The organism is Ramlibacter sp., from assembly GCF_035655895.1.
GTDB lineage: Bacteria > Pseudomonadota > Gammaproteobacteria > Burkholderiales > Burkholderiaceae_C > Ramlibacter.
In genome coordinates this window covers 548,733-574,627 of sequence record NZ_DASRTN010000006.1, presented here as the reverse complement: position 1 = coordinate 574,627, position 25,895 = coordinate 548,733, and the positions used below count along the sequence as shown (strand labels likewise).

Annotated in this window: 20 protein-coding genes; 15 read left to right on the top strand and 5 right to left on the bottom strand. The window is 70.4% G+C overall.

Annotated elements, in window-relative coordinates; translation table 11 throughout:
- Positions 1-524: 524 nt before the first annotated feature.
- Positions 525-1,388: an amidohydrolase family protein gene (locus VFE82_RS05830; protein WP_324999304.1), complete on the bottom strand. Its 864-nt coding sequence runs from the start codon at positions 1,386-1,388 to the stop codon at positions 525-527.
- A 94-nt stretch (positions 1,389-1,482) separates the two neighbouring features.
- Between VFE82_RS05830 and VFE82_RS05825 the strand changes: the two genes are divergently transcribed.
- The 6 genes from VFE82_RS05825 (at position 1,483) to VFE82_RS05800 (ending at position 7,035) form a co-directional block, all read left to right on the top strand.
- Positions 1,483-2,256, top strand: coding sequence for a crotonase/enoyl-CoA hydratase family protein (locus tag VFE82_RS05825; RefSeq protein WP_324999303.1), 774 nt, complete (start codon positions 1,483-1,485; stop codon positions 2,254-2,256).
- A gap of 25 nt (positions 2,257-2,281) precedes the next feature.
- Positions 2,282-4,165: a feruloyl-CoA synthase gene (locus VFE82_RS05820; protein WP_324999302.1), complete on the top strand. Its 1,884-nt coding sequence runs from the start codon at positions 2,282-2,284 to the stop codon at positions 4,163-4,165.
- On the top strand, positions 4,162-4,926 hold the full coding sequence (locus VFE82_RS05815) for an SDR family NAD(P)-dependent oxidoreductase (RefSeq protein ID WP_324999300.1): 765 nt from the start codon (positions 4,162-4,164) through the stop codon (positions 4,924-4,926). Before VFE82_RS05820 ends, VFE82_RS05815 begins: the two co-directional genes overlap by 4 nt.
- 24 nt (positions 4,927-4,950) lie before the next feature.
- Entirely contained in the window at positions 4,951-5,940 is a 990-nt protein-coding gene (locus VFE82_RS05810) for a Bug family tripartite tricarboxylate transporter substrate binding protein (RefSeq protein ID WP_324999299.1), read from the top strand.
- 122 nt (positions 5,941-6,062) lie between these two features.
- Positions 6,063-6,539 (top strand): helix-turn-helix domain-containing protein, encoded by a 477-nt coding sequence (locus VFE82_RS05805; RefSeq protein ID WP_324999298.1) that lies wholly within the window; start codon positions 6,063-6,065, stop codon positions 6,537-6,539.
- A 148-nt stretch (positions 6,540-6,687) separates the two neighbouring features.
- Positions 6,688-7,035: a hypothetical protein gene (locus VFE82_RS05800; RefSeq protein WP_324999297.1), complete on the top strand. Its 348-nt coding sequence runs from the start codon at positions 6,688-6,690 to the stop codon at positions 7,033-7,035.
- A 178-nt stretch (positions 7,036-7,213) separates the two neighbouring features.
- Here the strand turns inward: VFE82_RS05800 and VFE82_RS05795 are convergent, their stop codons facing one another.
- Positions 7,214-8,704, bottom strand: a complete 1,491-nt coding sequence (locus VFE82_RS05795; protein ID WP_324999296.1) for a catalase — start codon at positions 8,702-8,704, stop codon at positions 7,214-7,216.
- 233 nt (positions 8,705-8,937) lie between these two features.
- On the bottom strand, positions 8,938-10,521 hold the full coding sequence (locus VFE82_RS05790; protein ID WP_324999295.1) for a methyl-accepting chemotaxis protein: 1,584 nt from the start codon (positions 10,519-10,521) through the stop codon (positions 8,938-8,940).
- A gap of 199 nt (positions 10,522-10,720) precedes the next feature.
- Here VFE82_RS05790 and VFE82_RS05785 point away from each other — a divergent pair, with 199 nt between their 5' ends.
- Positions 10,721-11,293: a peroxidase-related enzyme gene (locus tag VFE82_RS05785; RefSeq protein WP_324999294.1), complete on the top strand. Its 573-nt coding sequence runs from the start codon at positions 10,721-10,723 to the stop codon at positions 11,291-11,293.
- 21 nt (positions 11,294-11,314) lie between these two features.
- Here the strand turns inward: VFE82_RS05785 and VFE82_RS05780 are convergent, their stop codons facing one another.
- The gene (locus tag VFE82_RS05780; protein WP_324999293.1) at positions 11,315-14,425 is read right to left on the bottom strand and encodes a hybrid sensor histidine kinase/response regulator; all 3,111 of its coding nucleotides are present in this window, start codon (positions 14,423-14,425) and stop codon (positions 11,315-11,317) included.
- Positions 14,426-14,599: 174 nt separating this feature from the next.
- Positions 14,600-15,484, bottom strand: a complete 885-nt coding sequence (locus tag VFE82_RS05775; protein WP_324999292.1) for an N-formylglutamate amidohydrolase — start codon at positions 15,482-15,484, stop codon at positions 14,600-14,602.
- Between the two features lie 106 nt (positions 15,485-15,590).
- Here VFE82_RS05775 and VFE82_RS05770 point away from each other — a divergent pair, with 106 nt between their 5' ends.
- The 8 genes from VFE82_RS05770 (at position 15,591) to VFE82_RS05735 (ending at position 25,844) form a co-directional block, all read left to right on the top strand.
- Positions 15,591-16,433 carry an alpha/beta fold hydrolase gene (locus VFE82_RS05770; RefSeq protein ID WP_324999291.1) on the top strand — a complete coding sequence of 281 codons (843 nt, stop codon included), beginning with the start codon at positions 15,591-15,593 and terminating at the stop codon, positions 16,431-16,433.
- A gap of 45 nt (positions 16,434-16,478) precedes the next feature.
- On the top strand, positions 16,479-17,369 hold the full coding sequence (locus VFE82_RS05765) for a LysR family transcriptional regulator (protein WP_324999290.1): 891 nt from the start codon (positions 16,479-16,481) through the stop codon (positions 17,367-17,369).
- Between the two features lie 110 nt (positions 17,370-17,479).
- Positions 17,480-18,277 (top strand): putative hydro-lyase, encoded by a 798-nt coding sequence (locus tag VFE82_RS05760; RefSeq protein WP_324999289.1) that lies wholly within the window; start codon positions 17,480-17,482, stop codon positions 18,275-18,277.
- Between the two features lie 16 nt (positions 18,278-18,293).
- Positions 18,294-19,259 (top strand): TRAP transporter substrate-binding protein, encoded by a 966-nt coding sequence (locus tag VFE82_RS05755; protein WP_324999288.1) that lies wholly within the window; start codon positions 18,294-18,296, stop codon positions 19,257-19,259.
- Positions 19,260-19,267: 8 nt separating this feature from the next.
- Entirely contained in the window at positions 19,268-19,852 is a 585-nt protein-coding gene (locus VFE82_RS05750) for a TRAP transporter small permease subunit (protein WP_414708726.1), read from the top strand.
- 10 nt (positions 19,853-19,862) lie between these two features.
- On the top strand, positions 19,863-21,173 hold the full coding sequence (locus VFE82_RS05745) for a TRAP transporter large permease subunit (protein WP_324999287.1): 1,311 nt from the start codon (positions 19,863-19,865) through the stop codon (positions 21,171-21,173).
- 20 nt (positions 21,174-21,193) lie between these two features.
- Complete coding sequence (locus VFE82_RS05740; RefSeq protein WP_324999286.1) at positions 21,194-22,168, top strand: TRAP transporter substrate-binding protein; 975 nt, start codon at positions 21,194-21,196, stop codon at positions 22,166-22,168.
- A gap of 34 nt (positions 22,169-22,202) precedes the next feature.
- Positions 22,203-25,844 (top strand): hydantoinase B/oxoprolinase family protein, encoded by a 3,642-nt coding sequence (locus VFE82_RS05735; protein WP_324999285.1) that lies wholly within the window; start codon positions 22,203-22,205, stop codon positions 25,842-25,844.
- Positions 25,845-25,895 lie beyond the last annotated feature (51 nt).

Sequence of the window (25,895 nt, the reverse complement as noted above, 5' to 3'; positions counted from 1 at the left end):
AACTCCTTCCGCTACGGGGCCGGCGCCAGCCGATGGCTTGCAGGCAAGTTCGCTTCCACTTTAGCGCAGCGCCTCTGATGAGGCTCCACCATCCTGTAGGCAAACGTCGGACTTCAATGTAGGTGAACCATAGAGAAAAAAGAAGCGGAAAAAGTTTCTCGGTGATTGCCCTGTCGACGCGACATCGCGCTCGCGCAACACGGTTCGGACGATGCGTAAATTCGCTTGCGCCATGGAGCTGTTTGCGGCTCAATGGACTGCTGTTTTGCACGCCGATGCGAGCGGCGCGACGCCTGCTCGTCGCGCGTGGCCGCCCAGCCGTGGTGCAGCTTGCGCCGTGGTCGTGCATGCAAAGCACGGGCGCCCAGCGCGGGTCGACGATGGCCGTCGCCCGCTTTCGGCGATCCCGCTCTTGGGGGCCGCCAGAGGCCCTTGGCAGGCAACCTGCGCCGCTTGCCCGGCAGCGACGTAGCGTGATGGCGCAGCGCAGCCGCTGCGCCTTGTAGGACGAACGCCGCGCCGTGTCAGCCCAGGCCCAGCAGGCGCACGGCGTTGCCCTTGAGGATGCCAGGCATGACTTCAGGCTTGAAGCCGGCTTCCTCGAAATCCTTCATCCACCGCTCGGGCGTGATCAGCGGATAGTCGCTGCCGAACAGCACGCGGTCCTTCAGCAGCGTGTTCGCATACTGCACCAGCTGCTTGGGGAAGTACTTCGGGCTCCAGCCCGAGAGGTCGATCCACACGTTGGGCTTGTGGGTGGCCACCGACAGCGCCTCGTCCTGCCAGGGGAAGCTCGGGTGCGCCATCACGATCTGCATGTCGGGGAAGTCGATGGCCACGTCGTCCAGGTGCATCGGGTTGCTGTACTCCAGCCGCAGCCCGCCGCCGCAGCGCATGCCCGAGCCGATGCCGCTGTGGCCGGTGTGGAAGATGGCCGGCAGCTTGTGCGCGTCGATCACCTCGTAGATCGGCCAGGCCATGCGGTCGTACGGGTGGTAGCCCTGCACCGTGGGGTGGAACTTGAACCCCTTGACGCCCTCCTCGCGGATCAGGCGCTCGGCCTCGCGTGCGCCCATCTTCCCCTTGTGGGGATCGATGCTCGCGAAGGCCATCATCATGTCGCTGTTCTCGCGCGCGGCCTGCGCGATCTCCTCGTTGGGAATGCGCCTGCGCCCGAGCTTGGACTCGCTGTCCACGGTGAACATCACCAGGCCGATCTTGCGCTCGCGGTAGTACGCGACCGTCTCGGCAATGGTCGGGCGGCGGCTGCTGCGGAAGTACTTGTCCGCGGCGCGGTCGTACTCCTCCCCGTAGTTGTCGAACGGGTTCCAGCAGCTGACTTCCGCGTGGGTGTGGATGTCGATGGCGATGAGGTTGGCGTGGTCCATGGCGGTCGTCTCCCGATCAGGGTTACTCCTAGTTCGGCGGGCTTGTTTTGATTATTCTTTATAACAAATAATCCGGCCACTCCGCAAACCTTCCATGACCACCCCAGACCTCCAGATCGAGCACCGCGGCGCCGTCGCCATCGTGCGCCTGAACCGCAGCGCCAAGCGCAACGCACTGAACGATGCGCTGATCCTCGCCATCCGCGACGCGTTCATGAACCTGCCCGAGGGCATCGGCGCCGCCGTCATCGATGGCGAAGGCGAACACTTCTGCGCCGGGCTCGACCTGTCCGAGATCAAGGAGCGCGACGCCGGCGCCGGCATGCGCCATTCGCGCATGTGGCATGCCGCGCTCGAGCAGGTGCAGTTCGGCCCGGTCCCGGTGGTGGCGGCGCTGCACGGCGCGGTGGTCGGCGGAGGACTCGAACTCGCGAGCGCCTGCCACATCCGCGTGGCCGACGAGACCACCTTCTACGCGCTGCCCGAAGGTTCGCGCGGCATCTTCGTGGGCGGTGGCGGCTCGGTGCGCATCCCGCGCCTGATCGGCGTCGCGCGCATGACCGACATGATGCTCACGGGCCGCGTCTACAACGCGCAGGACGGCGACCGCGCCGGCTTCGCGCAGTACCTGGTGCCGCAGGGCACGGCGCTGGACAAGGCGATCGAACTGGCCGGCCGCATCGCGCAGAACGCGCCGCTGACCAACTACGCGCTGATGCACGCGCTGCCGCGCATCGCCGAACAGCCCGCCGACCAGGGCTTCCTCACCGAAGCCCTGATGTCCGGCATCGTGCAAAGCGCCCCCGAAGCCAAGGAACGCGTGCGAGCCTTTCTCGAAGGGCGCGCCGGCAAGGTCGCGGGCGGCTGAACCCGCCCCACCAGAGCACAAGAAGATGGACGAGACAAGCACCCCGCGCGAGCCGCGCTACCGCCCACTGGAGTTCGGCGTCACCCGCGCGCGCCTGCGCCAGGGCGAAGGCGGCGTGCAATACCTGCGCGCCGACCAGGACCTGGCACCGCACGCCGTCCGCATGACCGACCGGCTGCTGCACTGGGCCCGGACGGCGCCCGAGCGCACCTTCATCGCCCGGCGCGAACGCCTGCCCGACGGCAGCACCGGCGACTGGACGCGCGTCAGCTACGGACGTGCGCTGCAGTTGGCCCGCAGCATCGGCCAGGCGCTGCTCGACCGGGGGCTGTCGGCCGAGCGCCCCGTGGCCATCCTCAGTGAGAACAGCATCGAACACGCGCTGCTGGCGCTGGGCTGCCTCTACGCCGGCATCCCGCACTGCCCGGTCTCGCCCGCCTATTCCACCATCAGCCAGGACTACGACAAGCTGCGGCACGTGCTGTCCACGCTCACGCCGGGCCTGGTGTTCGCGGGCGACGCCGCGCGCTACGGCAAGGCGATCGTGGCCACGGTCGGGCCGGATGTCGAGGTCGTGCTCGGCGAAGGCGAGCTGCCCGGCCGCCCGTACACCCGCTGGTCGGCGCTGCTCGACACGCCCCCGACACCCGCGGTCGACGCCGCCATGCAGGCGATCGGCCCGGACACCATCACCAAGTTCCTGTTCACCTCGGGCTCGACCAAGCTGCCCAAGGCAGTGGTCAACACGCACGGGATGTGGTGCGCCAACCAGCAGCAGATGCGCCAGTCGATGCCGGTGCTGGCCGGCGAGCCGCCGGTGCTGGTGGACTGGCTGCCCTGGAACCACACCTTCGGCGGCAACCACAACATCGGCCTGACGCTCTACAACGGCGGCACGCTGCACATCGACGATGGCAAGCCGACGCCGGCGCTGATGGCCGAGACGCTGCGCAACCTGCGCGAGATCGCGCCGACGATCTACTTCAACGTGCCCACCGGGTTCGAGGCGATCGCCCATGCCATGAAGGCCGACGCGGTGCTGCGCCGCAACCTGCTGTCCCGGGTGCGGATGTTCTTCTACTCCGGCGCGGCGCTCGCGCAGCCGATCTGGGACCTGCTGCACGAGGTGCAGGAGGCCGAGGTCGGCGAGCGCATCGTCATGGGCACGGGGCTGGGCATGACCGAGTCCTCGCCGTTCGCGGTGTTCGTCACCAGCCACCGCGTCAGGTCAGGCCACCTGGGCCTGCCCTGCCCCGGCATGGAGCTCAAGCTGGTGCCCGTCGACGGCAAGACCGAGGTCCGCTACAAGGGGCCGAACATCACGCCTGGCTACTGGCGCGCACCCGAGGCCACCGCCGAAGCCTTCGACGAGGAAGGCTTCTTCCGCACCGGCGACGCCGTGCTGTGGATCGACGACGCGGACCCGCACCAGGGACTGCGGTTCGACGGCCGCATCGCCGAGGACTTCAAGCTCGCCACCGGCACCTTCGTGAGCGTCGGGCCGCTGCGCGCGCGGATCATCGCGGCTGCCGCACCCTACGTGCAGGACGCGGTGATCACCGGCCTGAACCGCAACGAGGTCGGCGCGCTGCTGTTTCCGACGCCCAAGGTCCGCGCGCTCGCCGGACTGCCCGAGCAGGCGTCGCTGCGCCAGGTGCTGGAGAGCCCGGCGGTGCAGGCACATTTCCAGCGGGTGGCCGACGAGCTCGCGACCCAGGCAACCGGCAGCGCCACCCGGGTCGCCCGCCTGCACCTCCTGCACGAGCCGCCGTCCATCGACAAGGGCGAGGTCACCGACAAGGGATCGATCAACCAGCGCGCCGTGCTCAAGCACCGCGACGCGCTCGTGCAGGCCTTCCACGAGGACGCCCTGCCCTTCACCATCCAGCCCAGGGGAGCCGCACGATGAACATCCACGGACAGCCTGCGCTGGTCACCGGCGGCGCCTCCGGCCTCGGCGAGGCGACCGCCCGCGAGCTCGCGCGCCTGGGCGCCCGCGTGGCAGTGCTCGACGTGAACCTGGCCCGGGCCGAGCAGGTCGCGGCCGAGATCGGCGGCGTCGCCTGCGCCTGCGACATCACCAGCACCGACAGCCTGCAGGCGGCCATCGCCCGGGCGGCTGCCGCGCACGGGCCGGCCCGCATCCTGATGAACATCGCCGGCATCGGCACCGCCAGGCGCGTCGTCCAGAAGGACGGCAGCCCCGCGCCCCTGGAGGACTTCGCGCGCGTGATCGGCGTGAACCTGGTGGGCACGTACAACGCCAGCCGCCTGTTCGCCGCCGAGTGCGCCCGGCTCGCGCCGCTGGATGACGGCGAGCGCGGCGTGATGCTGTTCACCGCGTCGGTCGCCGCGTACGACGGCCAGGTCGGCCAGCAGGCCTACAGCGCGTCCAAGGGCGGGCTGGTGGGCATGACCCTGCCGATGGCGCGGGACCTGGCGCAGCACGGCATCCGCGTGTGCACCATCGCGCCGGGCCTGTTCGCCACGCCGTTGATGCAGCAGCTGCCCGAAGCCGTGCAGCAGTCGCTCGCGGCCTCGATCCCCTTCCCGCCGCGGCTGGGCAAGCCCGAGGAGTTCGCGCAGCTGGCCTGCCACATCGTCACCAACACCCACCTCAATGGCGAGGTGATCCGCCTCGACGGCGCGTTGCGCATGGCGCCGCGCTGACTGCTTTTCCACCAGGAGACCACCATGGGCAACCGCAGGCAGTTCATCACGTCCGTCGCAGCGCTCGGCGCCGCCGCGGGCTTTCCTTCCGGCGCCTCGGCGCAGGCGTTCGAACAGGTGAAGATCGTCAATGGCTTCCCGGCCGGCGGCACCGCCGACAGCACCAGCCGCCGCGTGGCCGAGAAGCTGGGTGGCACGCCCTACTCGCGCCATGCCGCGGTGGTGGAGAACAAGACCGGCGCGGCCGGCCGCATCGCGGTGGAGACCGTCAAGGCGGCAGCGCCGGACGGCGCCACGCTGTTGCTGACGCCGTATTCGTGCATGTCGATCTATCCGCACATCTACCGCACGCTCAGCTACGACCCGTTCAAGGACTTCGTGCCGGTGTCGATGGCCGCGGTGATGACGCACGCCCTGGCGGTCGGCCCGATGGTGCCGCAGTCGGTGCGGACGGTGAAGGACTTCCTGGCCTGGGCCAAGGCCAATCCGGACAAGGCCAACTATGGCTCGCCGGCCGCGGGCTCGACACCGCACTTCCTGGTTGCCCTGCTCGGTCTGGACAACGGCGTCGACCTCAAGCACGTGCCCTACCGCGGCTCGCTGCCCGCGGTGGCCGACGTGATCGGCGGCACGCTCGCGGCCGTCTCGTGCCCCACCGGCGACTCGCTGGCCAACCACAAGGCCGGCAAGATCCGCATCCTGGCCACCTCGGGCGGCAAGCGCACGCCGTTCACGCCCGATGTGCCCAGCTTCGCCGAAAGCGGGTTCGGTGATCTCACCACCGAGGAGTGGTTCGGCTTCTGGCTGCCCGCCCGCACCCCCGCCAGCGTGGTGGCGAACGCCAATGCCGCCATCAACCAGGCGCTCCGTGAGAAGACGGTGGTGGACTCGCTGGCGCTCATGGGCCTGGTTGCGCAGGGTTCGACCGCCGCCGAGATGGACCGCAGCCAGAAGGAGGAGCACGTCCGCTGGGGGCCGCTGGTCAAGCGGATCGGGTTCACCGCCGAATCGTGAGCGCGTCGTGCCGCGGCGCGGCCCCCCGGCCGCGCATGCTGCGAGAATCGCCGTCCACGCGCGCGGCAGCGCCGCGCCACTTCCGCGCAGCCGGCGGCCACAGCCGCCCGAACCCAGCACCGATGCCCCGCCCCAGCGACACGACGAGTGCCGAGGTCCCGATGGTGGACCAGGTCGACACCAGCTACCTCGAGAGCCTGCTTGGCTACAACGCGCGCCGTGCGGCGCTCGCCGTGATCGAGGTGTTCCTCGAGCGGATGGCGGTCTACCGGCTGCGCCCGGTCGACTTCTCGGTCCTCTCGCTGATCGTGCACAACCCGGGCATCACCTCGCGCCAGCTGTGCACCACGCTGGGCATCCTGCCGCCCAACCTCGTGAGCCTGGTGGGCAACCTCGAGAAGCGCGAGCTGATCGAGCGCAAGCCGCATCCGCGCGACGGGCGCGCCACCGGCCTGCATCCCACCGCCGCGGCGCTCAAGCTGATGCGCCAGGCCGAGCGGACCGCGGCCGAACTCGAGGCCGAGGCGGCCGCCGGCCTGACCGCCGCCGAGCAGAAGACCCTGCTGCGTCTGCTGCGCAAGCTGTACCAGGGCGGCTGACACCGACCGCCGGTCTCTGTCCCCGTTTCCGGGAGACGCCGGCCTGTCCGCGCAGGGACCGCCTGACCCGGGGTCGCAAGGGCGTCCTACACGCGCCGCCCGGGCGCCCGGCGAGAGTGCCATGCATCCTCACGAGCACCGCACGCGCATGCCCACCGACCCCAGCCTGACCCGGGCGCATTTCACCTTCCTGGCCGCCCATGGGCGCCTCTATGCCCGCAACCCCGATGGCAAGACCATCGACCTCGGCAGCCTGGACCGGGCAGAGGACGGCTGGCGCTATGTGCTGGACGGCAACCAGCTCACCGGCACCGGCCTGCCCTCGCCGCAGGCAGCCCTGGGGCAGGCAGCCCAGCGCATGGGTTTTCTCTACCTCGACGGGCAGTTCACCGCCGTCGCCGACGCGGGAGACGTCCCGCTGGATCAGGCGGCGTCGATCGAGCTGGACATCGATGAATTGCAGGCCGGCGAGCGGATGCAGGACGCACGCGTCTGACAAACTTGTCCGATCGCGGTCCGGACGCAGACAAAAAACGTTGAGCTTGCGGCCCGTGCGTGCTGGCATGCGGCCGGCACGGCTCCAGCCAGGCGGCACGTCGCCGGACAAAAAAAGGGCCGCATCCCTGCGGCCCTCCAAGCGGTGTTCCGTCCCGCGTTTAACCATGAAGAAACTGTCAGGCGGCTTCCTTGGCCACGGAGACCGTTGCGCCGCCGGTCTTGTCCTGCAGCTTCCGTGCCACTTCAGCCCCATACCGGGCATCCGCCTTCGAAAAGTGTGCAATCTGCCGCTCCCGGATGGCCGCTGACGTGACCGCCGCCAGCGCGCCGGCGATGTTCGTCGTGAGCCGGTCCTGTTCGTCGGCCGGCATCAGCCGGAACAGGTTGCCAGCCTGGGTGTAGTCGTCCTCGGTGCCGCGGGCGTCGTAGCGGCCGGCGACACCGTCCAGCGCCCAGCCCGGGTCGCCGTGGCCGAAGCCGCGCGTGTCGCTTCCATGGCCCTGCACCGGATCGTAGTTGCGCGTCGCACCGCCGTTGTGGATGGCCATCGCGCCGTCACGCTGCTGGTTGTGGAACGGGCAGCGCGGACGGTTCACCGGCAGGTGCTGGTGGTTGGTGCCCACCCGATAGAGCTGCGCATCGTGGTAGGCGAACAGCCGGCCCTGCAGCATCTTGTCGGGGCTGTAGCCCAGGCCCGGGACCACGTTGGCCGGGGAGAAGGCGACCTGCTCGACATCGGCGTGGTAGTTGTCAGGGTTGCGATCGAGCTCCAGCACGCCCACCGGGAGGCGCGGGAAGTCCCGGTGCGGCCACACCTTGGTGAGGTCGAAGGCGTTCCAGCCGGTGCGCTGCTCCCAGGCCACGCGCTCGGCCTCGGTCATGACCTGGATGAAGGCGGTCCAGCGCGGGAAATTGCCGCTGCGGATCGCCTCGAACAGGTCGCGCTGGGCGTAGTCCGGATCCTGGCCTGCCAGGCGAACGGCGTCCTGCGCCGACAGGTTGCGGATGCCCTGCTGCGTCTTGAAGTGCCACTTCACCCAGACGCGCTCGCCGGCCGCGTTGACCAGGCTGAAGGTGTGGCTGCCGAAGCCGTCCATGTGGCGGTAGCCGTCGGGCGTGCCGCGGTCGGAGAACAGCATCGTCACCTGGTGCAGCGACTCGGGCGCCTGGCTCCAGAAGTCCCACATCATGTCGGCCGACTTCAGGTTGGTCTGCGGGTCGCGCTTCTGGGTGTGCACGAAGTCAGGGAACTTGATCGGGTCCTTGATGAAGAACATCGGCGTGTTGTTGCCCGCCAGGTCCCAGTTGCCTTCCTCGGTGTAGAAGCGGATCGCGAAACCCCGCGGGTCGCGCTCGGTGTCGGCCGAACCGCGCTCGCCGCCGACCGTGGAGAAGCGGACGAAGGTCTCGGTCTTCTTGCCGACCTGGCTGAACAGCCGGGCCTTGGTGTACTTCGTGATGTCGTGCGTCACGGTGAAGGTTCCGTACGCGCCCGACCCCTTGGCATGCACCACGCGCTCGGGAATGCGCTCGCGGTTGAAGTGCTGCAGCTTCTCGATCAGGTGGAAGTCCTGCAGGAGGATCGGGCCACGCGGGCCGGCCGTGATGCTGTTCTGGTTGTCGGCGACCGGAATGCCGGAGGCGGTGGTGAGGCGGGGAGAGTCCATCGCGTGTCCTTCGTGGGTGAACGGTGGCGCGATTGTGTTTTTCACTGCTGGATTGACAAAGACAATTGGGCAAATTTCGCCAATAGACTTCAGTTATTCAGCACCGGCGGGCACCTGCGACATGCATGCGACGGCGCACCGGCGCCGCGGCCCTGGCAGGCCCGCAGAAGCACGAACGCCGGGCAGTGCCCGGCGTCTCGATCGCTTGCCAGGCGCGCCGCGCGCGCCGGAATTCAGGCGAAGGCCGGCTGGCCGTGGCCGTGCGCGTGCTCCTCGGCCAGGCGGAAGGCGCCCACCACTTCCACCAGGCGCGCCGCCTGCCCGCGCAGGCTCTCGGCCGCCGCGGCGCTCTGCTCCACCAGGGCGGCGTTCTGCTGGGTCACCTGGTCGAGCTGCTGGACCGCATCACCCACGTGCGAGATGCCTTCGGTCTGCTCGATCGTCGCGGCGGTGATCGTGTCGATCAGCTGGGCGACGCGCTGCACCTGCTGCACGATGTCGGCCATCGTGCGGCCGGCCTGGCCCACCTGGGCACTGCCGCTCTCGACCTTCTGCACGCTGTCGCCGATCAGCGCCTTGATCTCGCGCGCGGCATCCGCCGAGCGTTGCGCCAGCCCGCGCACCTCGCTGGCCACCACCGCGAAGCCGCGGCCCTGCTCGCCGGCCCGCGCCGCTTCCACGGCGGCGTTCAGCGCCAGGATGTTGGTCTGGAAGGCGATGCCGTCGATCACGCCGATGATGTCGCTGATGCGGCGGCTGGATGCGCTGATCGCCTCCATCGTGTGCACCACCTGGCCGACGACTTCGCCGCCCTGGCGCGCCACCGCGCTGGCGCTGCCCGCCAGCTCGGTCGCCTGGCGGGCCGTGTCGGCGTTGGTGCGCACGGTGGTCGTCAGCTGCTTCATCGAGGCCGCGGTCTGCTGCAGGTTGGAGGCCTGCTCCTCGGTGCGCTGGCTGAGGTCGGCGTTGCCCATCGCGATCTGGCTGGAGCCGGTCGCGATGCTGTCGCTGCTCTGGCGGACTTCACCGACGATGCGCCGCAGCGCGTCGGCCATGCGCCCCATCGCACCCATCAGCTCGCCCACTTCGTCACGGCGGCTGGTGTCCAGCGTCACCGAGAGGTCGCCGGCGGCGATCGCGTCGGCTGCCTCGCGCGCCTGCCGCACCGGCACCACCACCGAGCGGGTGAGCACCCAGGCCAGGCCGATGCCGGCCAGCAGCGCCAGGCCGGCGCCCAGGCTGAGGAACAGCACGCCTTCGGCCGCGGCTGCGTCGGCGCGCGCCCGGCTCTCCTCGACCTTCTTGCGCTGGTGCTCGGCGATCCGCTCGACCGATGCGAGGTAGGACTGCGCAGCCGGGAACACCTTGGCCACGACCTCGGCACCCACGTCCTCGCCGGCTTCCTTGCGCTTGAGCAGGCTGTTGCGCATGGCCTGGAACGCCTCCCGCTCCTTGGTGATCTCCGCCACGATCGACTTGGCGACCTCGTCGTCGACCAGCAGTTCCGTCATCCGCTTCAGGCGGTCGGTCTGGGCGGCGACGACGGCCTTCATCTCGTCCTTGACCCGGGCAAGCACCGCGGCGTCGGTGGCGAAGAACACGACCCACGAACGGGCCGCGTTGGTCTCGATGGAGCGCACCCACGACTGGGTGAGCACCAGCATCTCGGCGTCGTGCGTGGCCAGCTGCTCGGCCAGGCCCCGCATGGTGCGGATCCGCTCGATTCCGGCCAGGGCGCTGAGCAGCCCCGCGATGATCAGGATGGCAAACCCCAGCGAGAGCCGGGTGCCGAGTTTCATGTTCGCCAGGAATGGCATGGTCGACCTCACGAAGAAGCGAAGGGCGCCGGAATGGCGCCATGGGTTCATTTACGGACGAGGACCATTCTTCTTGAGGCAGGTCAACCGGAGCCGCGGGAAAACTGGGGAAAAGCCCCCCTGTTCCCGGCTTCTGCAGGCCTAGACTGGCCGCTTCACCAGAACACGGCCGGCGACCGCGGCCGGCCAGGAGACGCCCGTGACCCGCTACCCCGCCCCGGCACTCGAGCAGGTGCCCGACGACATCCGTGCCCGCATCCTGGAGGTGCAGGAGAAGGCCGGCTTCGTGCCCAACGTGTTCCTCGCGCTGGCGCGGCGGCCGGCCGAGTGGCGCGCCTTCTTCGCCTACCACGACGCGTTGATGCTCAAGGAGGATGGCTCGCTCACCAAGGGCGAACGGGAGATGATCGTCACCGCCACCAGCGCGGCGAACAACTGCCTCTACTGCGTGGTGGCCCACGGCGCCATCCTGCGCATCCACGAGAAGAAGCCGCTCGTGGCCGACCAGGTGGCCGTGAACTACCGCAAGGCCGACATCACGCCGCGGCAGCGCGCGATGCTCGACTTCGCGATGAAGGTCTGCTTGCGCTCGCACGAAGTCGACGAAGCGGACTTCCCCCCCCTGCATGCGCACGGGTTCTCCGACGAGGACATCTGGGACATCGCCGCCATCACCGCCTTCTTCGGCCTGTCCAACCGCATGGCCAGCTTCAGCAACATGCAGCCCAATCCGGAGTTCTTCCTGATGGGGCGGGTGCCGCGGCAGAAGTAGGGCTGCCCGCCTGCGGGGGCGTCACGCCAGCACGGCCAGCGTGGCGTCGGCGACGGCCAGCACGGCCGGCACGGCCTCGCCGGCGGCGGCCGGATCGCGCCTGGCGCGCAGTTCGGCCTGCGCCGCCACCTCGGCCAGGCGGCTCGCCCCCACGCCGCCTGCCGAGGCCTTGAGGGTGTGGAAGCACCGGAGCAGCTCGGCGTCCGTCGGGCGGTCGCGCAGCGCCGCCAGCATGCGCCGCAGATCCTCGGCGAAGACGCCGACGATGCGCTCCAGCAGTTCGGGCCGCCCGCCCAGGACCGTGAGCGCCTGCTCCCGGTCCCACAGCGGCAGGTGTTCCAGCGCATCGTGCCCCGGCGCCGGACCACCCGTCCCGGCGCGGTCCTGCGCGCCGCCGTCGACGTGGTGCCGGATCAGGCGCACCAGGTCCTCCAGCACGAAAGGTTTGCCCACGTGGCCGTCCATGCCCGCGGCCAGGCACTGGTCGCGGTCCGTGTCCAGCGCGTTGGCTGTCATGGCCAGCACCGGCAGATCGCGCAGGCCCAGCGCGCCGCGGATGATGCGCGTGGCCTCCAGCCCGCCCATCACCGGCATCAGCACGTCCATCAGCACGAGGTCGGGCCGCGGCCCCCGCGACAGCCGCTCGATGGCCTGCTGTCCATCGCCCACGATCTCGATCTGCGCGCCCTCGCGCGTGAGCAGCTCGTCGGCGATCTGCTGGTTCACCACGTTGTCCTCCACCAGCAGCAGCCGGATCCCCGCCAGCGGCTGGTCGGCGCGCGGCTCGGTGGCCTCGCGGCGCTGCGCGCCCAGGGCCTCGCGCAGCGCCGCCTGCACCATGGAGCCAGTGACCGGCTTGACCAGGTAGCCGTCCACCAGTGCCTGTTCGGCAGCTGGGCGGCGGCTGAGCATCTCGCGGCCGTAGGCGGTGAGCATCAGCAGCAGATGCGGGTCCTGGCCCGCCTGCAGCTCGCGGATGCGCAGGCTGGTCTCCCAGCCGTCCAGCCCGGGCATGTTCCAGTCCACGAAGATGGCGTCGTAGCGGGTGCCGCCGGTTTCCAGGCGCTGCAGCGCCTCTTCGCCGCTGGCGACCGCCTCGGGCTTCCAGCCCTGCGCCACCGCGATGGCGGCCAGCGATTCGCGGGCCACGACGTTGTCGTCGACGATCAGCACGCGCTCGACCGGCAGGGTGTCGACGGCCTCCGCCACCGGCGTTGCCAGCGGCAGCAGCAGCTCGAACGAGAACCGGCTGCCCTGGCCCGGAGTGCTCTGCACGTGCAGCTCGCTGCCCATCATCGCGGCCAGCCGGCGGCAGATGCTCAGGCCCAGCCCGGTGCCGCCGAAGGCGCGCGCGATCTCGCCGCTGGCCTGGGCGTAGTCGTCGAACAGGCGCGAAGACTGCTCCGGCGTGATGCCGATGCCGGTGTCCCTCACCGCGAACTCCACCCGGATCGCACCGGTGCCCGCGGCCACCAGGCGCAGCTGCACCACCACCTCGCCGGTGTCGGTGAACTTCACGGCGTTGCCGCCCAGGTTGATCAGGATCTGGCGCAGCCGCATGTCGTCGGCCACCAGCCGGTCGGGGATGCGCGGATCGATGTCGTACAGCACCTCGAGCTGCTTGCGCCCGACCGCGCCGGCCAGGATCGTGGACAGGTCGTTGAGCAGCGCGTCCAGCGAGAACGGGCGCGGCTCCAGCTGCATGCGGCCGGCCTCGATCTTGGAGAAGTCCAGGATGTCGTTGAGCAGCGACAGCAGCGAGCGCGCCGCCCCCTCGGCCTTGTCGGCGTAGTCCTTCTGCCGACTGTCCAGCGGGGTGAGCTGCAGCAGGCTGAGCATGCCCACCACCGCGTTCATCGGGGTGCGGATCTCGTGGCTCATGCTGCTGAGGAACCGGCTCTTGGCCTGGCTGGCGGCGACGGCGGCGTCCCGCGCGCGCCGCAGTTCGGTGACGTCCTGGGCGACGGTGAAGAACCCGGCCACTTCGCCGGCGACGAAGTGCGGCAGGTAATGCACGATCCAGGCGGTCTCGCGGCCATCGGCGTCGCGCGCATCCTGCTCCACCTGCCGGACCACCCCGCCCAGGGCGGCCGCCACGTGCTCGGGCTCCAGCCGCAGCGTGTCCTCGCCCTGGAACACGCGGGCATCGCGGCTGGCGCCCAGCAACTGCTCGCGTTCGACGCCGAGCACCTCGCAGTAGCGGCGATTCGCGAACTGGCAACGCAGGGAGGCGTCCCAGTACGCCAGCCGAACCGGCATGTTGTCGGCCATCACCCGCATCAGGTGCTCGCCGGCCTCCACCCGCTGCTCGGCCTCCACCAGGGCCTGCATCGACCGCGTCAGTTCGTCGTTCTCCGACTGCACGCGGTCCAGCGCCGAGAGGTGGTCGTCCAGCAGCCGGTCGAAGCTGTCGGCCAGCTGGCCCAGTTCGTCCCGCGAGCCCAGGTGGGTGCGCGCCCGCAGGTCGCCCTCGGCCACGCGCGCGATCGTGCCCTGCAGCCGTCCCAGGGGACGGTGGACGCTGCGCACCACGATCCAGGCCGTCAGCAGCGCGCCGAACAGCAGCACGGCGGCGGCGATCGCGTGGCGCAGCTGGGCCTCGCGGGTCAGCCGCTCCAGTCGCAGTGCATCCTGCCGGCCGCTCGCGTCCACGAGCTGCGCGACCGCCCGGACCGTCGCCGCCCCGAACGGCGTGGTGGTCGCCGCGCGCCACTCGGTGGCCTCGTCCATCCTGCCCTGCGCGATCAGCTGGAACCAGTGCGGCCGCGCCGTCTTGTACCGCTCGAAGGCCAGTTGCACCGCGCGCGCGCCCTCCACTTCCTCCGGCGTGAGGCCGTCGGAACTCGCGAAGGCGCCGATGTTGTCGTCGAACGTCCGGTAGAGCGCCGGCTCTCCCTGCGTGATGCGCTGGCGGCTCTCCGCGTCCGTGAACACCAAGAACTGCGGGAAGCCATAGCGCAGCTCCCACAGTGCGTTCTGGCACCGTGCCAGCAGCGTCGCCTTGCCCTGCGTGCGGCGCAGCGTCTCCCGCAGCTGGGTGGTCTCGTAGGCGTCGTACAGGCCGTAGGCGGCCATGAAGCCGGCCATGAGGCTGAAGCCGACGATCAGGCGGCCGCGGATGGTGAGGGACACGCAGGCTCCTGCGGGATGGAACGGGGCGGCGGAAAGGAGGGCCCGTGCCGCGCCTTCCTCTCGCGGGTGTGCAGCCAGTATGGGCGGCCGGCCGTTCCTGCGATGCGCGCATAAGCGCCGGGAAACCGGCGCGTCTTGCCATCCCGCGGCCGCCGTGGGGGCAGCCGTCAGCGCTCAGAGGCGGCGCGGATCGGTCTCCAGCAGCATGCGGGCCAGGTCCTGCAGGTCGCGCCGCAGGCGTTCGCTGCCGGGGAGCAGCTCGAAGCTGCGCTCGTCCATGTAGAGGGCGCGGTTGGCCTCCAGCTGGATGCTGTGGCGGTGGCGCGCCGGATCGCCGTAGCGGCGCACCAGCTCGACACCCTTGTACGGGAAGTTCACTTCCACCGAGTAGCCGCGGCCGCGCAGGAAATCGGCCAGCGCCGCCGACAGCCTCGGGGAGGCCGTGGTGCCGTCGCGGTCACCCACCACGAAGTCGGCATGGGCGACGCCGGGGTACAGGGTGGCGTGGCTGCCGGCCACGGCCGGCATCGAATGGCAGTTCACATGGATGCTGTAGCCGTGCCGGGCGTGGGCCTCGTCGATCGCACGCGCCACCGCCTCGTGGTAGGGCCGCCAGCAGCGCTCGATGCGCGCCGCCACTTCGGCCGGCCGCAGCCGCCGGGCATAGAGCGGCACCCCGTCGTCGGTGTTGCGCCAGATGAGGCCCTTGCCCAGCCGCACCTTGGCCAGCACCACCGGATCGGTCTCCACCGGTCCGGTCCAGGGCCCATCGAGCATCTCGACGTCGATCTCGCGTTCGCTGCGGTTGGCGTCCAGGTAGCTGCGCGGGAACAGCGCCTCGACCCAGGCGATGCCCAGGGCGGGCGCGAAGTCGTAGAGCTTCTCCACGTGCGTGTCCTCGGCGGTGCGCAGCAGCGCCCGGTCGCAGGCGTGGTCGAAGTCGGCGGGGTAGCGGGTGCCGCTGTGCGGCGAGTCGAGCACCAGGGGGGTACGGCCGGCGACGGTGCGGATCGCCGGCTCCAGGTCGGGCGCCTCGTGGCGCAGCGGATCGGAAGCCATGCCCGACTCTAACGCGCCGGCCGGACACCGGCGCGCCGGCGTGCTCTTCCGGAAAGCGAGCGCAACGGCGCATCCGGCAGAGCAGGCCAGCGCCCACAATGGCGCCATGCACACCCGCACGTTCGAGGCGAACGGCCAGCGGCTGGAGGCGATCGTCGACGGGCCGGACGACGGCGATCTGGTCATCCTGCTGCACGGCTTCCCGGAGTCCGGCGACGCCTGGCACCGGCAGGTGCCGGCGCTGGCCGGTGCCGGTCTGCACGTCATGGCGCCGCACCAGCGCGGCTACGCCGGGTCGTCGAAGCCGGCGACCGTGTTCGACTACCGCCTGGGCCTGCTGGCGCTCGACGTGGTCGGGCTGGCCGACGCCGCCGGCGCATCCCGGTTCTCGGTCGTCGGGCACGACTGGGGCGCGGTCGTCGCCTGGCATCTGGCCACGACCCAGGCGGCACGGCTGAAGCGCGTGGTGGTGCTCAACGGCCCCCATCCCGGCACCGTCGGGATGCACGCGATGCGCCATCCCACCCAGTTCCTGCGCAGCTGGTACATCGGCGCCTTCCAGATCCCGGTCGTGCCCGAGCTGCTGCTGCGCGCGGGCGGCCACGCCTGGCTGCGGCGCGCTATGGAAGACTCCGCGCGGCCGGGGGCGCTGCCACAGGATCTGCTGCAGCGGTACCAGGCGCAGTGGGTCCAGCCCGGCGCCCTCACCGCGATGCTCAACTGGTACCGGGCGCTGGCGTTCGATCCGCCCACCCCGGCCCGGCCGATCGACCTGCCGGTCACCATCCTCTGGGGCGAACAGGACCGGTTCCTCGACCGCGGCCTGGCCGACGCGGCCCTGGCGCTGTGCCGGCAGGGCGAACTGGTGCCCTTCCCCAACGCGACCCACTGGTTGCACCATGAAGAGCCCGACGAGGTGAACCGGCAGCTGCTCAAGGCGCTGGCCTAGGTCGCACCGCACCGTGGCAGCCGGCTGCTCAGGTAGAGTCGCCGCATGAACCTGCGTTTCCTCGAGGCCTTCTACTGGATCGCCAAGCTGGGAAGCTTCAGTGCCGCGGCCGCCCGGCTGCACACCACGCCCGCCGCCATCTCCGAGCGGATCCGGACGCTGGAAGAGGACCTGGGGGTGCGGGTGTTCGAACGCGACAGCCGGCGGGTGGCGCTCACCGCCCCAGGACAGCGCCTGCTGCCCTATGCGGAGCAGATGCTCTCGCTGCGCGACGCGATGAAGAAGTCGGTGCAGGACGGCAGCGCGCAGACCGGGATCATCAGCCTGGGCGTGATCGAGTCGGTGGTGCACACCTGGCTGCCCGACGTGCTGCGCGAGCTGACCGAGGTCTACCCCGGCATCACCGTCGAGCTCTATTCGGACTCGACGCCGCGCCTCAAGGAGGAATTGCGCACCGACCACCTGGACATGGCCATCCTCGCCGACGAGGTCGACGGCGAGCTGTACGAGAGCGTGCCGCTCGCGCAGGACCCCATGCTGTGGGTGGCCCATCCCGCCATCGCGGCAGCCGTGACCGATGCCAAGGGCTTCGAGGCGGTGCTGGCCCGCCAGCCGGTGATGACCTTCGTGCGGGACACGCCGGCCTACCACGACGTGCGCCGCGCGCTGGCCAACGTGATCGGCGTGCGCATCAACCCGTTCTCCTCGATCGCCGCGATCAACGCGGTGCTGCTTGGTGGCTACGGCATCGCGGCCATGCCCTCGCGCGTGGTCGGAGCCGCCCTTGCCGAAGGGCGCCTGCGCGAGATCCCGTGCGGGCCGCGGCTGGCGCCCCTGCGGATGCTGCTGGTGCGGCCGAGGGCCGGCCGCGAGCCGGTGGTGGACGCGGTGGCCGACCTGGTGGCGCGCGTGTGCACCCGTCTTGCGCAGCCCTGAGCACCCGCTCCGGGCACCGCCCCCGGACGGTGCGCAGCTTGGGTTTTTCTTGACGCTGCCTGCTGAATTTCTCGTTTGATGCCGCGGCCGGCATCCGAATAATCCGCCGCATGCATCCGCTTCCCGACAGCTACAGCACCGGCGCCGAGGCCCGACGCGCCATCCGCGCCGGCCGCCTGCGCGGCGACACGAGCAGCGTGGCGACCGGCCACGTGCAGGCCAACCTGGCCATCGTCCCGCAACGCTGGGCGCCGGATTTCCTGACCTACTGCATGCGCAATCCCAAGCCCTGCCCGCTGCTGGGGGTGAGCGAGCCGGGGCAGGTGACCCTTGCCGCCGTGGCGGCCGACCTGGACCTGCGCCGCGACGTGCCGGGCTACCGCGTCTGGCGTGACGGCGAGCTCGAGCGGGAGGTCGACGACCTGCTGGCCCTCTGGCAGCCGGACTGGGTCACGTTTGCGATCGGCTGCTCGTTCTCGTTCGAGCAAGCCCTGATCGCCCACGGCATCGGCGTGCGCAACATCGAGCAGCAGGTCAACGTCTCGATGTACGTCACGAACATCCCCACCGAGGCGGCCGGCCCGTTCGGCGGCCCGCTGGTGGTGACGATGCGGCCGATGCTGCCGGCCGACGCGATCCGCGCGGTGCAGATCACCAGCCGGTTTCCCAAGGTGCATGGCGCGCCGGTGCACATCGGCGACCCGGGGCGCATCGGCATCCGCGATCTCGCGCGGCCCGATTTCGGCGATGCCGTCGAGATCCGCGAGGGCGAGCTGCCGGTCTTCTGGGCCTGCGGCGTCACGCCGCAGATGGCCATCCGCCAGGCCCGCCTGCCGCTGTGCGTGACCCACATTCCCGGCCACATGCTCGTGACCGACCTGCTCAACAGCGAGCTCGAGTTCCAGTAACCCCAAGGAGCGATCAATGCAACGATGGATCATCGGCGCGGCCGCGCTGGCCGCCGCCTGGGCAGCGCATGCCCAGGTCAAATGGGACCTGCCCTCGGGCTACGGCACCAACACCTTCCAGGTGCAGAACCTGCAGCAGTTCGCCGACGACGTGGCCAGGGCCAGTGGCGGCAAGCTGCGCATCGTGGTCCATCCGAACGCGTCGCTGTTCAAGGCCAACGAGATCAAGCGCGCCGTGCAGTCATCGCAAGTGGCGGCCGGCGAGTTCATCCTGTCCGGCTTCGCCAACGAAGCGCCGGTGTTCGGCGTCGACTCGATCCCGTTCCTGGCCACCAGCTATGCCGAGTCGCGCCGGCTCGACGAGGCGTCGCGGCCGCTGCTCGCCAGGACGCTGGCGGCGCAGGGCATCAAGCTGCTGTACACGGTGCCCTGGCCGCCGCAGAGCCTCTACTCGGCCAAGCCGGTGTCGGCGCTCAAGGACCTCAAGGGCACCCGCATGCGGGCCTACAACCCGGCGACCTCGCAGATCGCCAGTGCCGTGGGCGCGCAGCCGGTGACGATCCAGCTCGCCGAGCTGCCGGCCGCGCTGGCCACCGGCGGCGTCGACAACTTCCTGACCTCCAGCGCCAGTGGCGTGGACAGCAAGCTGCACGAGAGCGTCAAGTACTTCTACGGCGTTGCGGCCTGGCTGCCGCGCAACGCGGTGGTGGTCAACCAGAAGGCGTTCGACGCGCTCGACAAGCCCACCCGCGACGCCCTGCTGCAGCAGGCCGCCGCCGCCGAGCAGCGCGGCTGGCGCGTGAGCGAACAGAAGGACGGCGAGTACCTGCGCGAACTCGCCTCCAAGGGCATGAAGATCGACCCGACCGCCGACCACCTGAAGAAGGAGCTCAAGACGATCGGCGAGCAGATGACGGCCGACTGGGTGCGGCAGGCCGGCCCGGAAGGCAAGGCCGTCATCGACGCCTACCACGGCAAATGAAGCCCGCGATGGACGCCCCTGCCCTGTCCCCCGCCCGCCAGGCGCCCGCTGGCGGCGCCTGGCGGGCCGCCCTCGACGGCTTGTTCGGCCTGGCCGGCTGGCTGGGGGCCGCCTGCATCGCGCTCATGTGCCTGCTGATGGTCGGCCAGTCGGTCGGCCGCCAATTCGGCTGGCCGACCGGGGCGGTGAACGACCTGGTTGCCTGGCTGTGCGCCGCCGCGGCGTTCCTCACCATGGCCCACGCCTTCAAGCACGGCGACTTCGTGCGCGTCACGCTGCTGCTCGAACGCTGCGCGCCTGCCGCCCGCCGCCGCTACGAGCTGGGCTGCCTCGCCCTGGCGGTGGCGGCCGTCGCCTACCTGGCCTTCTGGGCGTGCCGCTTCACCTGGCAGAGCTGGCAGTTCCACGAAGTCGCGCAGGGGGTCTGGGCCGTGCCGATCTGGATTCCCCAATTGAGCTTCGCCGCGGGCTCGCTGCTGTTCCTGCTGGCGGTGGCCGACGAATTCGTGATCGTGCTGCGGGGCGGCGAGCCGACCTTCGTGCGCCTGGTGCGCGAGCGGCACGCCCAGGGCGACTTCTCCTCCGACGTCTAAGGACCCCCGCATGACCACCCTCACCGCCGGCGCGATCCTGCTGGCCCTGATGCTCCTGCTGCTGGCCGGCGGCGTCTGGATCGCCATGACCCTGGCGATCTGCGGCTGGGTCGGGCAGGCGTTCCTCACCTCGAGCGAACCCGGCCTGAACCTGTTCTCGGCGTTCTGGGAAAGCAACGCCAGCTGGGAACTGGCCGCCTTGCCCCTGTTCATCTGGATGGGCGAGATCCTGTTCCGCACCAAGCTGTCCGAGGAGATGTTCCGCGGCCTCGCGCCATGGCTCAACCGGGTGCCCGGCCGGCTGTTCCACACCACGATCCTGGGCTGCGGCATCTTCGGCTCGGTCTCGGGGTCGTCGGCAGCCACCTGCGCCACGATCGCCAAGGTGTCGCTGCCCGAGCTCAAGCGCCGCGGCTACGACGAGCGCATCGCGATGGGCTCCCTCGCGACGGCCGGCACACTGGGCATCCTGATCCCGCCGTCGATCACGATGGTGGTGTATGCGGTCGCGGCCGACGCCTCGATCATCCGCATCTTCCTGGCAGGCTTCCTGCCCGGCCTGCTGCTGATGGCGCTGTTCTCCGGCTACATCGGCTGGTGGTCGCTGCGCCACCGCGACCGCATGCCGCCCCCGGAGCCGACCACCACCCTGGTCGACAAGTTGAAGCTGTCGCGCAACCTGCTGCCCTGCGCCGCGCTCATCGTGTTCGTCTGCTGGTCGCTGGTGGCGGGCTGGGCAACGGCCACGGAGTGCGCCGCCTATGGCGTGGTGGGGGCGCTGGCCCTGGCCGCCTGGAGCGGCTCGCTCAGCTGGCCGAGCCTGCGCGACAGCCTGGCCGGCGCCGCACGCACCAGCTGCATGATCATGTTCATCCTGGCGGGCGCCGCGTTCCTCACCAAGACGATGGCGTTCACCGGCATCCCGCGCGAACTGGCCGAATGGGTCGACAGCCTGCACCTGTCACCCTACGCGCTGATCGCGACCCTGGTGGCGGTCTACCTGGTGCTCGGCACCGCCCTGGACGGCATCAGCATGATCGTGCTGACCGCCGCGGTGGTGATGCCGATGATCCAGAAGGCCGGCTTCGACCTGGTGTGGTTCGGCATCTTCGTGATCCTGCTGGTCGAGATCGCCGAGGTCACCCCGCCGGTGGGCTTCAACCTGTTCGTGCTGCAGAACATGACGGGACAGGACAGCAACCGGATCGCCCGGGCTGCCTTGCCGTTCTTCGGCTGCCTGGTGGCGTGCATCGTGTTGATCACGGTCTTTCCGGCGATCGTGACCATCGTGCCCGACCTGCTGATGGGCCAGGCCCGCTGAGCGCGTCCAGGAGCCAGCCCATGCATTCCTTTGTCCTGGCGGCCGCGCTGGCCGTCCTGCTGGCGCAGCCCTGCGCTGCGCGGTCCGGCACGGCCTGGAACCTGGCCACCGGGTACCGCGCCGAGACGTTCCACACCATCAACCTGGCCGAGTTCGCCCAGGAGGTCGAGGGCGCGACGGGCGGCGAGCTGCGCATCCGCCTGCATCCGAACAACAGCCTGGCGAGGCTGGCGGACATCCCGCGGGCGGTGCAGGACGGCCGCGCCGAAGCCGGCGAGACGATCATGACCAACCTGGCGGGCGAGATGCCGATGGCCGGGGTCGACTCGATCCCGTTCCTGGTCGGCACCTATGCGGACGCACGCCGCCTCTGGACCCTGCAGCGGCCTCTCGTCGAGAAGCGCTTCGCCGCCCAGGGCCTGCGCGTGCTCTATGCCGTGCCGTGGCCGCCCCAGGGCCTGTTCACCAGCCGGCCCGTCCGCGGCTCGGCGGATTTCGCGGGCACCCGCATGCGCACCTACAACGGCACCACGCTGCGGATCGCGCAGATGCTGGGCGCGACGCCGGTGGACGTTCCGATGGTCGAGGTCAGCAGGGCGCTGGCGTCCGGCACCATCGACAGCATGATCACCTCGGCCGTGACCGGGGTCGAGAATGCCGTCTGGGGGCCCATCAAGCACTACTACGAGATCAACGCCTGGTTCCCGAAGAACGTGGTGTTCGTGGCCGAACGCGCGTTCTCCGCGCTGCCGCCGCCCCAGCAGAGGGCGGTGCTGCAGGCGGCACAGGCCGCCGAGGCACGCGGCTGGGAGCGCAGCCAGGCCATCCTGAAGGAATCGACCGACGTGCTGCGCGCGCACGGCATCCGCATCGAGCGCGCGCCGCCGGAATTCGAGGCCGACCTGCGGCGCATGGGCGACAAGTTCTCGCGCGAATGGGTGCGCAGCGTCGGCAACGAGGCGAACGCGATCTTCGTGCCTTACTACACGCAGTAAATTGGAGGGCCGAGCGCCCCGAACCAAGAGCCCCATGCAAGCACTTCCGAACCCATCCGTCGCCCCTGCCCGCTGGCAATTCTGGATCGACCGCGGCGGCACCTTCACCGACATCGTGGCGCGCCGGCCCGACGGCAGCCTGGTCACCCACAAGCTGCTGTCGGAGAATCCCGAGCAGTACCGCGACGCGGCGGTGGCCGGCATTCGCCACCTGCTGGGCCTGGCCCGGGGCGAGCCGATCCGGCCGGAGCAGGTCGAGTGCGTGAAGATGGGCACCACGGTGGCCACCAATGCGCTGCTGGAGCGCAAGGGCGAGCCGACCGTCCTGGTCACCACGCGGGGATTCCGCGACGCGCTGCGGATCGCCTACCAGAACCGGCCGCGCCTCTTCGACCGCCGCATCCTGCTGCCCGAGCTGCTGTACAGCCGCGTGATCGAAGCGCGCGAGCGCGTCGCGGCCGATGGCCAGGTGCTGGAGCCGCTCGACCAGGCGCAGCTGCGCCAGGCGCTGCAGGCGGCGCACGCCGAGGGCCTGCGCAGCGTGGCGGTGGTGTTCATGCACGGCTACCGCCACACCGCACACGAGGAAGCCGCCGGCCGCATCGCGCGCGAGGTCGGCTTCGCCCAGGTGAGCACCTCGCACGGCACCAGCCCGATGATGAAGTTCGTCAGCCGGGGCGACACGACCGTGGTGGATGCCTATCTCTCGCCCATCCTGCGCCGCTACGTCGAGCAGGTCGCGGCCGAGATGCCCGGCGTCAAGCTGTTCTTCATGCAGTCCTCCGGCGGCCTGACGGACGCCCATGCCTTCCAGGGCAAGGACGCCATCCTCTCCGGGCCGGCCGGGGGCATCGTCGGCATGGCCCGCACCGCGGCGCTGGCAGGCCATGCCAAGGTGATCGGCTTCGACATGGGTGGCACGTCGACCGACGTGTCGCATTACGCGGGCGAGTTCGAGCGCGAGTTCGAGACCCAGGTGGCCGGGGTGCGGATGCGCGCGCCGATGATGAGCATCCACACGGTGGCGGCCGGCGGCGGCTCGATCCTCGACTTCGACGGCGCGCGCTTTCGCGTCGGGCCGCAGAGCGCGGGCGCGAATCCCGGGCCCGCCAGCTACCGGCGCGGCGGCCCGCTGGCGGTGACCGATGCGAACGTGATGGTCGGCAAGATCCAGCCGCGCCACTTCCCGAAGGTGTTCGGACCCGAGGCCAACGAGCCCCTGAGCCACGAAGCGGCGGCCGACAAGTTCGGCGAGATCGCGCGGCGCACCGGGCGCGCGCCCGAAGAGGTGGCCGAGGGCTTCATCGACATCGCGGTCCAGCAGATGGCCAACGCGATCAAGAAGATCTCCGTGGCCCGCGGCTACGACGTCACCCGCTACACGCTGCAGTGCTTCGGCGGGGCCGGCGGCCAGCATGCCTGCCTGGTGGCCGACGCGCTGGGCATGACCCGGGTGTTCGTGCACCCGCTGGCCGGCGTGCTGTCGGCCTACGGGATGGGTCTGGCCGACCAGAACGTGATCCGCGAGCAGGCGGTGGAGCTGCCGCTGACCGCCGCGGCGCTGCCCCAGGTGGCCGAGCGGCTCGATGCGCTCGCCGCGGCGGCACAGGCCGAGCTGGCGCGCCAGCAGGTCAGTGCCGGCGAGGTGCGGGTCGCGCGCCGCGTGCACGTGCGCTACGAGGGCAGCGACGCCGCGCTCGTCGTTCCGTTCGGGCCGCTTGCCGCCATCCAGCAGGCCTTCGAGGCCGCCTACCGCCAGCGCTTCTCGTTCCTGATGCAGGGCAAGGCGCTGGTGGTCGAAGCCGTGTCCGTCGAGGCGGTCGTCGCGGGCGACGCGCCGGCCGAACAGCGGCACGCGCTGCAGGAGCGGCGCGAGGTGCCGCGCCGGGAAACCGTGCGCATGTATTCCGGCGGCCGGTGGCACGAGGCTGCCCTGGTCGTGCGCGAGGACCTGCGCCCCGGCGACGTCGTGCCCGGCCCGGCCATCATCGCGGAGAAGAACGCCACCACGGTGGTGGAACCCGGCTGGGAAGCGGCGGTCACCGAGCTCGACCACATCGTGCTCGACCGCCGCGTCCCGCGCGATGCGCGCCATGCCGCGGGCACGCAGGTCGACCCGGTGCTGCTGGAGGTGTTCAACAACCTGTTCATGAACATCGCCGAGCAGATGGGACTGCAGCTGCAGAACACCGCCTACTCGGTGAACATCAAGGAGCGGCTGGACTTCTCCTGCGCCCTGTTCGATGCCGAGGGCAACCTCATCGCGAACGCGCCGCACATGCCGGTGCACCTGGGCTCGATGGGCGAGAGCATCAAGACCGTCGTGCGCGAGAACGCCGGCCGGATGGCGCCTGGCGACGTGTTCGTGCTGAACGACCCGTACCACGGCGGCACCCACCTGCCCGACGTGACCGTGATCACGCCGGTCTACCTGGACGACGCCGCCGGCGGCAAGCCGCTGTTCTACGTCGGCAGCCGCGGCCACCACGCCGACATCGGCGGCACCACGCCCGGCTCGATGCCGCCCTTCTCGACCCGCATCGAGGAGGAAGGCGTGCAGATCGACAACGTCAAGCTGGTCGACCGCGGCGTGCTGCGCGAGGCCGAGATGGTCGCGCTGCTGCAGAGCGGCGAATACCCCAGCCGCAACCCGGCGCAGAACATGGCCGACCTCAAGGCCCAGATCGCGGCCAACGAGAAGGGCGTGCAGGAGCTGCGCAAGATGGTCGGGCAGTTCGGTCTCGACGTGGTGCAGGCCTACATGCGCCACGTCCAGGACAACGCCGAGGAATCGGTGCGCCGGGTCATCACGCGCCTGAAGGACGGCCAGTTCACGCTGCAGCTGGACAACGGTGCGCAGATCCGGGTGGCGATCCGCGTCGACGCCGCGGCCCGGAGCGCCGAGATCGACTTCAGCGGCACCTCCCCGCAGCAGTCGAACAACTTCAACGCGCCCACCGCGGTGTGCATGGCGGCGGTGCTGTACGTGTTCCGCACGCTGGTGGACGACGACATTCCGCTGAACGCGGGCTGCCTGAAGCCGCTGAAGGTCATCATCCCGCCCGGCTCGATGCTCAACCCGAACCCGCCGGCCTCGGTGGTGGCGGGCAACGTCGAGACCTCGACCTGCATCACCAACGCGATCTACGGCGCGCTGGGGGTGATGGCCGCTGGCCAGTGCACGATGAACAACTTCACCTTCGGCAACGCCCGGCACCAGTACTACGAGACGATCTCGGGCGGCTCCGGCGCCGGTGGCCTGTACGACGAGCAGGGCACGCTGTGCGGCGGCTTCGACGGCACCAGCGTGGTCCAGGCGCACATGACCAACTCGCGCCTGACCGATCCCGAGGTGCTCGAGTTCCGCTTCCCGGTGCGGCTGGACAGCTACGAGATCCGGGCCGGCTCGGGCGGCGCCGGCCGCTGGACCGGCGGCAACGGCGGCATCCGGCGCGTGCGGTTCCTGGAGCCGATGACGGCCAGCATCCTGTCCAACGGCAGGCGCCACGGCGCGTTCGGCATGGCGGGCGGCGAGCCTGGCCAGGTCGGCATCAACCGGGTGGTACGCGCGGACGGCAGCACCGAGGACCTCGACCACATCGGCTCGGCGCAGATGCAGCCGGGCGACGTCTTCGAGATCCACACGCCGGGTGGCGGCGGCTTCGGAACGCCGTGAGGCGGGCCCGTCCGGGCCCCCCGGCCAACCGGCGGCGCAGACCGTTGCCCG

Excerpts from the sequence above, each read along its gene's own strand:
- VFE82_RS05830 (WP_324999304.1), bottom strand. The coding sequence starts at position 1,388 with ATGGACCACGCCAACCTCATCGCCATCGACATCCACACCCACGCGGAA.
- VFE82_RS05825 (WP_324999303.1), top strand. The coding sequence starts at position 1,483 with ATGACCACCCCAGACCTCCAGATCGAGCACCGCGGCGCCGTCGCCATC.
- VFE82_RS05820 (WP_324999302.1), top strand. The coding sequence starts at position 2,282 with ATGGACGAGACAAGCACCCCGCGCGAGCCGCGCTACCGCCCACTGGAG.
- VFE82_RS05815 (WP_324999300.1), top strand. The coding sequence starts at position 4,162 with ATGAACATCCACGGACAGCCTGCGCTGGTCACCGGCGGCGCCTCCGGC.
- VFE82_RS05810 (WP_324999299.1), top strand. The coding sequence starts at position 4,951 with ATGGGCAACCGCAGGCAGTTCATCACGTCCGTCGCAGCGCTCGGCGCC.
- VFE82_RS05805 (WP_324999298.1), top strand. The coding sequence starts at position 6,063 with ATGCCCCGCCCCAGCGACACGACGAGTGCCGAGGTCCCGATGGTGGAC.
- VFE82_RS05800 (WP_324999297.1), top strand. The coding sequence starts at position 6,688 with ATGCCCACCGACCCCAGCCTGACCCGGGCGCATTTCACCTTCCTGGCC.
- VFE82_RS05795 (WP_324999296.1), bottom strand. The coding sequence starts at position 8,704 with ATGGACTCTCCCCGCCTCACCACCGCCTCCGGCATTCCGGTCGCCGAC.
- VFE82_RS05790 (WP_324999295.1), bottom strand. The coding sequence starts at position 10,521 with ATGCCATTCCTGGCGAACATGAAACTCGGCACCCGGCTCTCGCTGGGG.
- VFE82_RS05775 (WP_324999292.1), bottom strand. The coding sequence starts at position 15,484 with ATGGCTTCCGATCCGCTGCGCCACGAGGCGCCCGACCTGGAGCCGGCG.
- VFE82_RS05770 (WP_324999291.1), top strand. The coding sequence starts at position 15,591 with ATGCACACCCGCACGTTCGAGGCGAACGGCCAGCGGCTGGAGGCGATC.
- VFE82_RS05765 (WP_324999290.1), top strand. The coding sequence starts at position 16,479 with ATGAACCTGCGTTTCCTCGAGGCCTTCTACTGGATCGCCAAGCTGGGA.
- VFE82_RS05760 (WP_324999289.1), top strand. The coding sequence starts at position 17,480 with ATGCATCCGCTTCCCGACAGCTACAGCACCGGCGCCGAGGCCCGACGC.
- VFE82_RS05755 (WP_324999288.1), top strand. The coding sequence starts at position 18,294 with ATGCAACGATGGATCATCGGCGCGGCCGCGCTGGCCGCCGCCTGGGCA.
- VFE82_RS05750 (WP_414708726.1), top strand. The coding sequence starts at position 19,268 with ATGGACGCCCCTGCCCTGTCCCCCGCCCGCCAGGCGCCCGCTGGCGGC.
- VFE82_RS05745 (WP_324999287.1), top strand. The coding sequence starts at position 19,863 with ATGACCACCCTCACCGCCGGCGCGATCCTGCTGGCCCTGATGCTCCTG.
- VFE82_RS05740 (WP_324999286.1), top strand. The coding sequence starts at position 21,194 with ATGCATTCCTTTGTCCTGGCGGCCGCGCTGGCCGTCCTGCTGGCGCAG.
- VFE82_RS05735 (WP_324999285.1), top strand. The coding sequence starts at position 22,203 with ATGCAAGCACTTCCGAACCCATCCGTCGCCCCTGCCCGCTGGCAATTC.